Origin of the sequence: Blautia intestinihominis (genome assembly GCF_040096655.1) — a bacterium.
Classification (GTDB): Bacteria; Bacillota; Clostridia; order Lachnospirales; family Lachnospiraceae; genus Blautia_A; species Blautia_A intestinihominis.
In genome coordinates, this window is the sequence record NZ_JBBMEI010000098.1 from 1 (window position 1) to 9,880 (window position 9,880).

General features: G+C 37.1%; 8 protein-coding genes and 1 pseudogene. All 9 read left to right on the forward strand.

Features of this window, described 5'->3' with window-relative positions; all coding sequences use genetic code 11:
• A pseudogene (locus tag WMO75_RS17505) lies at positions 1 to 525 on the forward strand (recombinase family protein); the annotation flags it as partial.
• Positions 526 to 800: 275 nt separating this feature from the next.
• Positions 801 to 1,754: a ParB/RepB/Spo0J family partition protein gene (locus tag WMO75_RS17510; protein WP_349078618.1), complete on the forward strand. Its 954-nt coding sequence runs from the start codon at positions 801 to 803 to the stop codon at positions 1,752 to 1,754.
• A 4-nt stretch (positions 1,755 to 1,758) separates the two neighbouring features.
• Positions 1,759 to 2,058 (forward strand): hypothetical protein, encoded by a 300-nt coding sequence (locus tag WMO75_RS17515; protein WP_243442036.1) that lies wholly within the window; start codon positions 1,759 to 1,761, stop codon positions 2,056 to 2,058.
• Between the two features lie 2 nt (positions 2,059 to 2,060).
• Positions 2,061 to 2,537: a hypothetical protein gene (locus WMO75_RS17520; protein ID WP_349078619.1), complete on the forward strand. Its 477-nt coding sequence runs from the start codon at positions 2,061 to 2,063 to the stop codon at positions 2,535 to 2,537.
• Positions 2,538 to 3,018: 481 nt separating this feature from the next.
• Positions 3,019 to 4,551 (forward strand): MobA/MobL family protein, encoded by a 1,533-nt coding sequence (locus tag WMO75_RS17525; RefSeq protein ID WP_349078620.1) that lies wholly within the window; start codon positions 3,019 to 3,021, stop codon positions 4,549 to 4,551.
• 125 nt (positions 4,552 to 4,676) lie between these two features.
• On the forward strand, positions 4,677 to 4,916 hold the full coding sequence (locus WMO75_RS17530; protein ID WP_055225051.1) for a helix-turn-helix domain-containing protein: 240 nt from the start codon (positions 4,677 to 4,679) through the stop codon (positions 4,914 to 4,916).
• Positions 4,906 to 8,181: a type I restriction-modification system endonuclease gene (gene hsdR / locus WMO75_RS17535; protein ID WP_349078621.1), complete on the forward strand. Its 3,276-nt coding sequence runs from the start codon at positions 4,906 to 4,908 to the stop codon at positions 8,179 to 8,181. The genes WMO75_RS17530 and hsdR overlap by 11 nt, the downstream gene beginning before the upstream one ends.
• Positions 8,178 to 9,611 (forward strand): class I SAM-dependent DNA methyltransferase, encoded by a 1,434-nt coding sequence (locus WMO75_RS17540; RefSeq protein ID WP_349078622.1) that lies wholly within the window; start codon positions 8,178 to 8,180, stop codon positions 9,609 to 9,611. The genes hsdR and WMO75_RS17540 overlap by 4 nt, the downstream gene beginning before the upstream one ends.
• On the forward strand, positions 9,611 to 9,880 hold a 270-nt coding region (locus WMO75_RS17545; protein WP_349078623.1), incomplete at its 3' end, for a hypothetical protein. The genes WMO75_RS17540 and WMO75_RS17545, both read left to right, overlap by 1 nt.

The window sequence follows — 9,880 nt, forward strand, 5'->3', positions numbered from 1 at the left end:
CTGAATAAAATCGGTTCAAGAATAGATACAGAAGAAATAGAAAAAGAGATTGAAAGACTGGAAAAACAGCACAGGCAACTGACCGGAGCAAAAGCAAGACTTGGACAGCAGATGGATAGTCTGGATATCATGGATAAATTTTATGAAAAGAAATATCAGGATATGGAGACACGCTTATATCGTCTATATGATGAAATTGAAGGCGTGGAGAATAGTATAGAAGAAGTTAAGAATCGCCTGCTGAATATCCGGCAACAGAAAATATCAGAAGAAAACGTCTATCAATTTCTTTTATATTTTGATAAACTATATGATAAGTTCACCGACCTGGAGAAGAAAGGATTTCTTAACAGCTTTGTGGAACAGGTGGACATTTACGAGCAGGAGCAGCCAGATGGCAGATTCCTGAAGCACATAAAGTTCCGTTTTCCGGTGTATTTTGGAGGCAGAGAGACACAGGAACTTTGTTGGGACAACGAAAGTACCGTTGAGACAATAGTTGCACTACATCGGACAGATTTGTAAGAATCCTTGATTTTAGGCACTTTGAGAGGTTTTTCAGATTTGACCAGAGTGACCGAAAAACATACAAAAAGGCAATTTCAGACGGTGTGAATGTCTCAGTCGTATTGGACTGCGGCTTCGGAAACATATCAAAGAAAAAGTAATATTTTTATCATTCAACAGAATAAAAGAAACGTGAAAGACCGTTCATTTTCAAGAAAAATTGAAAGTGAGTGGTCTTTTTTTATACCTCTAAAACGGATTTTTATTAAGATGTTTTGAAGGATTGATTCGATGTGTTCGAGAAAGGCGATATTATGGAGACGATCCGGAATGTAGATGTAAACAGATTGCATGATTTTAAAAATCATCCATTCAAAGTAGAGATGAATACAGAATTGTGCGAGCTTATGAGAAGTATTGAGAAAGAAGGTGTGCTTGTGCCACTTCTTGTAAGGACAAATCCCTATGGAGATGGGTATGAGGTGATATCCGGTCACAGGCGAAAGGAAGCTGCTATATGGGCAGGAGAGACGAAGGTTCCGGTTGTGATAAGAGAATTGGATGATGATCAGGCAGTTGTGGCAATGGTTGACGCTAACCTGCATAGAGAGAATCTGAAGCCAAGTGAGAAAGCATTTGCGTATAAGATGAAGCTGGAAGCCATGAAACATCAGGGAAAGCACATTGACAGCGTGACTTCGGCTCAAGTTGGACCGAAGTGTGACACAGATGGAAATGGCAGAGCGGATAATTTGGGGAATAGAGCTAATGAAGTTGTTGAAGAGCATTCCATGATGAACAGCAACGAGCTTCTTGCAAGACAGGTCGGAGAAAGTGTAGCACAGATAAAGAGATATATCCGGCTGACAAATCTCATCCCTAAGATACTTGCTATGGTGGATGAGGGAAAGATAGCATTTACGATTGGTGTGGAATTATCCTATCTGTCAGAAGAAGAACAGTATGAGCTTCATGCTGTAATGGATTTGGAGCAATGCACACCATCATTGTCGCAGGCAAATAGGATGAAACGTATAAGTCAGAGCGGAAAGCTGGATATTGATGAAATCTATTCAATATTGGAAGAGGAAAAACCGAACCAACGAGAACAGATTAAGATTCGTGCCAGTACACTTGAGGAGTATTTTCCAGATGATTTTACTCCAAAGCAGAAGGTGGAACTTATAGAGCGGCTCGTAAAAGAATGGCATGAAAAACAGATTAAAGATACGGAAAGGAACAGGTGATTATATGAATAAGAATCAGAATATACGATTTAATATGGATAAGGAATCCGATATTATGGCATGGGAGAGCCTTCACAGCAAAGATGTGGGGGAAAGATTTAAGTCACAAAACAGGTTCGTGATTGAAGCAATCAATTATTATTATGAGAGAGTTATGCGTATACAGGAAGATCCATATCTGGAAACAAGGGAAAAAGAAGATGCATTTGCGGACAGGATAGTTGGAAAGGTAGAAAGGAAAGTACTTTCAAATCTTCCTGCCTTACTGGGATTATATGTAAAGAAAGATTATGAGGAGGAATAATTATGGCGATAGACAGGACAGTTAAGTTTACAGTGAGATTAAATATGCTTAATCCGGCTCATGTAACTATTAATAAGGTTCTGAATGAGTTGAATTTGGATATATTTAAGTCAAAGAATCAGTTTTTTATAGATGCGGCAACTTATTATATCGAGAATTATGGGCAGGAAGAATTAACGCAGCCGAAGAAAGAGAAAGAGCCGGAGTTTGTATCAACAGAAGATATGAAAGCAATTGAGGAAAGAATCAGGCAGGCTGCAAAGGATGAAGCACGTCAGGAAGCAAATAAGGAAGTTATGACAATGGTAGGAAGTCTGCTGGCTGCAATTCAGGCTGGTGGAGGTGCTATGTCAGTAATGAATAAAGCTGATGCTGCTATGGAGACAGGAACGAAAAGCATATCTGATGAAGAGTCAGAGGATTATGAAGAAGATGAGACATTAGTACAGAGTGCACTAAGATGGATGGTAAATGATTAGCAATAGAATATAGCTTATAGATACAAGGACTGTGTAGAAATACATGGTCCTTATTTTTATCTGCAAATATTGTAGCGACTGCCGGCATAAAACGATGGCAGAAATAAAAAGCGACTGAACAATCCGACAGCAGTAACTTAAAATGCCGTAATAATCCGACGGCATGGAACTTGAACGAAAGAAAGTCGGAAAAAGAACAAAGGAAAAGTGATGGCACAAAGCGACGGCATTATATAAGAGCGACGGCATAAAGTGAAGTCAGCTATGAAAAATGCTGTAACAAATTGCCGTCAATTAATGTGAAAAGACACCTTTACGAGATTTTAGACAATTATCAGAGCAAGAGATGCTTCAAGCAAGGGGCAAGAGAAGTTCAAATACAGCCCTCGGCGTTTGAGAGCGAAATACACCCTCCGCACAAAACTTCGTTTTGTACTCCGGGGATTTCGCGATTGCATCGAGCCTGAGAATAAATATTACTATGGCTGCATTTGAAGAATTAAATGTAGCTGATAAAAAGAAGGAGATGATAGCAATGCCAAGACATTCATTTATACAGATGACGAAACTCCATAATGTCATGGGGAGAATTGATTATATAACAAGTACAGTTAAACAGGAAAATCTATATGCCATATATGCGACACAGCCACTTCGTTCTTTTTGGAAAGATCTTGCAAAATGCAACAGAGAAGAATTTGCTAAAAGTGGAACGATAGGAAAATATATTGAGGCAAGAGAGCTGATTATAGCATTACCGGAAGGTTTGTATCATTATGAGCATGATTATCTTATCAAACATTTTGCTACGGATTTCAAGAAAAAGTATGGTGTGGACTGCTATGCAGCCCTGCATCATAACAAAAGAAAGACAAACTTTCATATTCATCTGATATTTGCAGAGAGGACGAAACTGGAAAAGCCGGTTGTTAAGGTAGCATCAAGAAACATGTTCTATGATGAAAGAGGGAAACATGTGCGTACTAAGAAAGAGATATTGGATGCAAGTGGTGACATCCGTAATGGCTGTAAGATTATCAGAAAAGGCGAGGTCTATGAGAAAAAAGAGTTTTCTATAAAATCCGATAGATTTAAACAGGATTCATTTCTTGATGAGGCAAAGGTGTTTTTTACAAATGAAATAAATCAGCTTGTGCTGCATGAAGAGGATAAACTTAAAGTCTTTGATAAGAACAGTCCATATCTTGCTACTAAAAAAATAGGCAAAAATAATCCAATGGAAGAACAAATAAAGGCTGACAATGAGGTACGACAGGAATGGAACAGGACTGTTGACAGAGCAATTGTAAGCGGAGTGTCAGAAGAGGACATATCAAGGATAAAGAAGAATGAAATAACAGAAAAGGTAAGGTATTCCATAGATTTATATGGAGACAGACCGGATCTTCTTGCAAGTATTATAAAGCTTGCTATTGCAGTGCTTGAACTTCTTATTAATCGCATTATGCTGGCTGCGGTTGGTGTGGCAGAAAAGATGCTGGATATTGTGCCAGAAGAAAGTAGAAATATTGAGGCTAAGACTTATCCAACAATGCCAACAATGTCACCACTTGCAGAAAAATACCTAAGTCTTCAGAATATCTATGATGAATTACAAAAGCAAAATGAAGCAATATTTGCGCAGGAGCATAAACGCAGCGAGCTGGAGATAGAATTGTCAGAATGTAATGGTGCATTTAAGGCACGAAAGCGTGGAGGGTTGCAGAATCAAATATATGAACTGAACAAACAGATTGATAATATGAAACGCTATTTGTCATCTATTGTGCAACGACATGGTTATGATAATGTAAGGGATTTTTATAGTACTTATTATGTGGCTAAAGGTGAATATGCTGATTATGTGAAAGATGTTGAGGAATGGAATGTTAATCACGTTAAAAAGAATGAGAATATTCCAACTGAAGAGAATAGGACAGATAGATATCAGATTGGCGAGGAAAGGAATTTTATGAGAGATAAAGACAAAGAATATTTAATCAAAAAAAGATGATGTAATAGAGTGCTCTGGAGTGCTTGAGAAATTCAAGTTGAGATTGAAAAAATATCAGTATGCATGATATAATATTATATTATGAGAAGTTAAGTGAATATTGTGGTGGATAGGAGAATATTACATTGACAGTAAATTATGATAAGCTGTGGAAGCTGTTAATAGATAAAAAAATCAGCAAAACGCAATTGGTACATAAGAGCGGTATAAGTACCAATGCTATGGCTAAAATGGGAAAAAATCAATTTGTCAGATTGGAAGTGTTAATTAGGATATGTGATATTCTCCATTGCCGGATAGATGATATTATTGATTATTCTATGGATGTAGAAACAGAACGAGGAGGTAACTCTTATGAAATCTAATTTTGACTTTTTACAAACAGAGTTTCCTGTTTTATCAACGTTTGGTTGTCAGGCTGAAAAGTATTGCTTTTCTGATCCTAATTCATGCCTTATGAAATTGGGAATGATAGGGGAGAGCATTGTTAATTTAATGTTTACTTATGACAGAATCCAATTGCCATATGATAATACGGCAGTTACAAGAATAGATACTCTTCAAAGAGAAGGATTGCTAACAAGAGATTTAACGGATATTTTACATGCTCTTAGAAAAGCCAGAAATAAAGCTGTGCATGAGAATTATGATTCTGAATCAGAATGTAAAATTCTGATTCAAATGGCTTATAGTCTTTGCGAATGGTTTATGCAGACTTATGGAGATTGGAATTATCAGCATCATGATTTTATTATGCCTGAATTAGAAAATAAGAGAGTTTCGGTTACACAGGAAGAGAAAGCAGCAGAAGAGAGACAGGCAGAAGAACTTACAAAACAGGCAGAACAAAAAGCAAGTACAGCAGAAGCTATTTCTAAATCAGAGCGTCAGAAGCAGGCTGGTAAAATGGCAAGTCAGCGCCCTAAATCAGAAGCTGAAACTAGATATATTATCGATGAACAATTGCGTCAAGTAGGTTGGGAGGTAGATACAGAAAATCTCCGTTATTCTAAAGGAACTCGTCCGGCAAAAGGACATAATATGGCTATTGCTGAATGGCCGACAAATTCTTCAGTAGGACAGAGCGGACGTGTAGACTATGCATTATTTGTTGACACTAAGTTGATAGGTGTCATCGAGGCAAAAGCAATACATAAGGATATTCCGTCTGTTATTGATTATCAGGGAAAAGAATATCCGCGTAATATTCGTAAGGAAGATTCAGAGTATCAGATTGGAGAATGGGGTGAATATAAAGTACCATTTACTTTTGCTACCAACGGAAGACCATATCTAAAGCAGCTTGAAACAAAGTCAGGAATATGGTTTTTAGATTTGAGAAGCCCTGCAAATAATCCGACAGCTCTTCATGGGTGGATTAGTCCTATGGGAATGGTAGAATTGCTGGAGAAAAATCCTCAAGAGGGTAATTCAGCATTGAAGGCATTGCCATATGATTTTCTTACAGATCCTAATGGGTTAAATCTGCGTGAATATCAGTTAAATGCGATAAAAGCGGCAGAACAGTCAGTTATTGAAGGAAAAAAGAATATCCTTTTAGCTATGGCAACAGGAACAGGAAAAACACGTACTGTACTAGGTATGATTTATCGCTTTTTAAAGACGAACCGATTCAAACGTATATTGTTTCTTGTTGACCGTACTTCTCTTGGGGAACAGGCATCAGATGTATTCAAAGAAGTAAAGTTGGAAGACTTAATGACACTTGATGAGATATATAATATCAAGGGACTTGAAGATAAAAATATTGATAAAGAAACCAGAATACAGGTGGCAACTGTTCAGAGCATGGTTAAGCGTATTCTATATAATGATGGAGAAACTATGCCGGCGGTTACAGACTATGATCTTATTATCATAGATGAAGCACACCGCGGATATATTCTTGACAAGGAAATGGGCGACACCGAAATTTTGTATCGTGACCAAAGAGATTATCAAAGCAAATATCGAAGTGTGATTGAATATTTCGATGCGGTGAAGATTGCACTTACGGCAACACCTGCACTTCAGACGACAGAAATTTTTGGACAACCAGTGTTTAAATATACATATAGAGAAGCTGTCATAGAAGGATATTTAGTAGATCATGATGCTCCTCATCATTTGGAAACAAAACTCAGTACAGGTGGAATTCACTACAAATCGGGTGATACAGTTATGATTTATGATCCTGTGACAGGTGAAATTACAAATAGTGAGTTGTTGGATGATGAATTAGATTTTGATGTTGAACAATTTAATCGGCAGGTTATTACAGAGAATTTCAATAAGACCGTTTTAGGCGAGATTGCTAGAGATATAGATCCTGAGAATCCAGAAGAACAGGGAAAAACTCTAATATATGCAGTTGATGACCAACATGCAGATATGATTGTATCAATTTTGAGAGATATTTATTCGGAATATGGGGTCTCTAATGAGGCTATTATGAAGATAACAGGTAGCGTTGGAGGCGGCAATCCTAAGAAAGTGCAGGAGGCTATAAAACGTTTCAAGAATGAGAGTTACCCAAGCATTGCAGTAACAGTGGATTTGTTGACTACAGGAATTGATGTGCCGGAAATTACAACATTGGTGTTTATGCGTCGTGTGAAATCACGTATTTTATTTGAGCAGATGTTGGGGCGTGCTACTAGATTATGTCCGAAAATACATAAGACGCATTTTGAAATATACGATCCTGTAGGGGTATATGATTCTTTGAATGATGTGAATACGATGAAACCAGTAGTGGTTAATCCAACAACAAGCTTTACTCAGTTATTAGATGGTCTGTCTGAAATAAATGATGATAAACAGGTAGAGCAGCAGATTAATCAGATAATTGCCAAATTGCAGAGAAAGAAACGAAATATGTCGCCTAAAATGATGGACTATTTCATTAGCATGACTGATGGAAAAGACCCATCACAGCTTATTATGGAAATTGAAAAGTCAGATGTGCAGGAGGCTAAGAATCGTCTGCTTAAATATCGTGATGTATTCAAAATGCTACAAGAAACGAAAGCAAATGGTTCTCGTCCTGTTGTAGTTTCAGATGCAGAGGATGTATTGACAGAACATTCACGTGGATATGGAAATGCAGAAAAACCAGAAGATTACCTGAATGCATTTTCACGATATATTCAGAGCAATCGAAATGAAATTGCAGCATTGAATATTATTTGTACCAGACCTAAGGATTTGACAAGAAAAGATTTGAAGGATTTAAGATTAACACTTGACAGAGAAGGATTTACTACACAGCAGTTGAATACTGCACTTTATGAATTGACTAATGAAGAGATAATGGCAGATATTATAAGCTTGATTCGACGCTATGCAATTGGATCAACGCTTATTAGTCATGAAGCACGTATTCACAGAGCTGTTGAGAAACTTAGAAAAAAACATAATTTCTCAAAGCAGGAACAGAGCTGGATATCCCGCATTGAAAAATATCTGCTGGGGGAATCTGTAATGAATATCAAGATATTTGATGAAGACAGCAGATTCGCAAGCTATGGAGGCTTCAAAAAGATAAATAAAGTATTTCAGAATAACCTTGAAAGCATTGTGCTTGAATTAAATGAATATTTGTATGATGACGGAGGAAATGTTGCATGACAACACAAGAAATTGTATCAAAATTATGGAATTTATGTAATGTATTAAGAGATGATGGCATCACATATCATCAGTATGTTACAGAATTAACATATATTTTGTTTTTGAAAATGGCGAAGGAAACTGGAACAGAAGAACAGATTCCAGAGAAATATCGTTGGGATGAATTGAAGGCTAAAAGCGGAGTAGAATTAAAAAAATTTTACAAAGAACTGTTATCAGAACTAGGGGATAATGGTACAGGCAGAATTCGTGAAATATATCAGGGTGCAGCGACAAATATTGATGAGCCTAAGAATCTTGAGAAAATTATAGCTACGATAGACAGTCTTGATTGGTATTCTGCGAGAGAAGAAGGACTTGGAAATTTATATGAAGGATTACTTGAGAAAAATGCTAATGAAAAGAAATCGGGTGCAGGTCAGTATTTTACTCCACGTGTTTTGATTGATGTTATGACAAAACTTATGAAACCCCAAGTAGGAGAGAGATGTAACGACCCTGCCTGTGGAACATTTGGTTTTATGATTGCTGCTCATCAATATGTTGCAGAGCATACAGATAATTTTTTTGATATTGAAGATGCAGATATGGCGAGATTTGAGAGGGAGGAAGCATTTACAGGCTGTGAGCTTGTACATGATACACACCGGTTGGCATTGATGAATGCTATGCTCCATGATATCGAAGCTCCTATTACATTAGGCGATACGCTTTCAAATATAGGAAAATCAATGCATGATTACGATTTGGTTCTGACAAATCCACCATTTGGAACTAAGAAAGGCGGAGAACGTGCTACACGTGATGATTTTACTTATCCTACAAGTAACAAACAGTTAAACTTTTTACAGCATATTTATCGAAGTCTTAAAAACAACGGAAAAGCAAGAGCTGCTGTTGTATTGCCGGATAATGTGTTATTTGCGGATGGTGATGGCGAGAAAATTAGACGGGATTTATTAGATAAATGTAATCTACATACAATTCTGCGTCTTCCTACCGGAATATTCTATGCACAGGGTGTTAAGACAAATGTACTTTTCTTTACTCGTGGAAAAACAGACAAGGGAAATACAAAAGAAGTCTGGATTTATGATCTTAGAAATGATATGCCATCATTTGGAAAAACTAATCCTTTAAAGCCAAAGCACTTTGATGACTTTATAGCATGCTATGCAGATGGAGACTTAAGCAAACGAAAAGAAACATATAGTGAAGAAAATCCAAATGGAAGATGGCGTAAATTCTCAATTCAGGATATTCTTGCAAGAGATAAAACAAGTCTTGATATTACATGGATGAAGACAGAATCTGATACAGATAATTATACACTTGCGGAATTATTAGATCAGATTAAAGAAAAATCTCAGAATATTGCCAAGGCAGTTTCAGAATTGGAACAACTGATTGGAGAAGTGGAGGAGTAATGGATACAAAAGCATTAAGACAAAAAATACTTGATCTTGCTATCCGTGGCAAACTTGTTCCGCAGGATCCAAATGATGAACCAGCAGAGGTATTGTTGGAACGCATCAGAGAGCAGAAGCAGCAGATGTTCAAGGAAGGTAAGCTCAAGAAAAAGGATATTAAGAATGATACAATTATCTTTAAAGGTGAGGATAATTTGCATTATGAGAAGTTCCAGGATGGAACTGTAAAATGTATTGAGGACGAGATACCATTTGAAGTGCCGGAG

Excerpts from the sequence above, each read along its gene's own strand:
- WMO75_RS17515 (WP_243442036.1), top strand. The coding sequence starts at position 1,759 with ATGAATAAGAATCAGAATATACGATTTAATATGGATAAGGAATCCGAT.
- WMO75_RS17520 (WP_349078619.1), top strand. The coding sequence starts at position 2,061 with ATGGCGATAGACAGGACAGTTAAGTTTACAGTGAGATTAAATATGCTT.
- WMO75_RS17525 (WP_349078620.1), top strand. The coding sequence starts at position 3,019 with ATGGCTGCATTTGAAGAATTAAATGTAGCTGATAAAAAGAAGGAGATG.
- hsdR (WP_349078621.1), top strand. The coding sequence starts at position 4,906 with ATGAAATCTAATTTTGACTTTTTACAAACAGAGTTTCCTGTTTTATCA.
- WMO75_RS17540 (WP_349078622.1), top strand. The coding sequence starts at position 8,178 with ATGACAACACAAGAAATTGTATCAAAATTATGGAATTTATGTAATGTA.